The organism is Arenibacter lacus (assembly GCF_008711145.1).
Taxonomy (GTDB): Bacteria; Bacteroidota; Bacteroidia; order Flavobacteriales; family Flavobacteriaceae; genus Arenibacter; species Arenibacter amylolyticus.
Genome location: NZ_VVIN01000191.1, coordinates 1 through 937, shown reverse-complemented (window position 1 = coordinate 937; position 937 = coordinate 1). Strand labels below are relative to the sequence as shown.

At 37.8% G+C, this 937-nt stretch carries 2 protein-coding genes; one reads left to right on the top strand and one right to left on the bottom strand.

Annotation, left to right across the window (positions count from 1 at the left end):
* Positions 1-111 precede the first annotated feature (111 nt).
* Positions 112-498 carry a hypothetical protein gene (locus tag F1E73_RS17105; protein WP_150452674.1) on the bottom strand — a complete coding sequence of 129 codons (387 nt, stop codon included), beginning with the start codon at positions 496-498 and terminating at the stop codon, positions 112-114.
* 250 nt (positions 499-748) lie between these two features.
* Here F1E73_RS17105 and F1E73_RS17100 point away from each other — a divergent pair.
* A partial coding sequence (locus F1E73_RS17100; protein ID WP_150452673.1) for a PAS domain S-box protein occupies positions 749-937 on the top strand: 189 nt, incomplete at its 3' end.

The window sequence follows — 937 nt, the reverse complement described above, 5'->3', positions numbered from 1 at the left end:
GTGAAACAAAAAAGCGGTGCCAGTGCTTAGCAAGGGCCCCGCTTTTTAGGTAGCGGGTCATTTTCTTTTTCTATAAGGAAGCACTTTCAATTGGCAGGAAATGCGTACCTGCTATGAAGAGAGCAAAAGCTTCAACTTATTTAAAATAATCACTTCAGACTTATTCTTATGCGCAAAGGAAGCAGCTATATCATCTGCTGTTTTCCATATGCGATTTTTTATTTCAGGACTAAATAAGGGGGGATTCTTCAAGTAAAAAGCCTCAAATTCATCAAAACAATCCTTCGCTTTTTTTTCTTGTTGGTGTAGTAGTTCAAATTTTTCTTGGATAAGCTTACTAGCTGCATCTCCATCGTTCAAGGAAGCCCAATAATTACGAATACTGTTTTGGAGCGATGCCACTTCCTGTGGCACTATATTTTTATCGGCCTTGGCAAGGGCATAAAATAATTTCCCCAAATTTTCATAGAATTCCTTTGGTTGTTCTGTGGGTAACATAGTGCAGTTTTAGATTAAATTCGTGTAATGCCCAATGAGTGATAGTTGACTGAATTCGGCTTCCCTTAAAAATACAAAAATGATTTTTGATGGTCTGTGTCATTTTAGTTTGGGAGCCATCAATTAGGTTACTATATTTAGTGTTTAGGGAAACATGGGAGTGAAGGAGGCGTAAAAGCCTCACAGGAAAGAGTTTGCTTATCATGGTCTAAGACTGATCTTACAACATAAATTAATGTAATTTTATACAATGCGCGTATTTGAGAAGAATAAGGATATTTTTCAACTGCTTTCCGAAGCGGTTTCCGAGGGAATTTTGGTGGTGAACCAAGAACGTGTCATTGTGGCCACCAATCACCGAACCAACGAAATGTTTGGCTATAAAGAGAATGAGATAAAGGATCAGAATTTAAACATGTTGATTCCGGATAACCTTCAC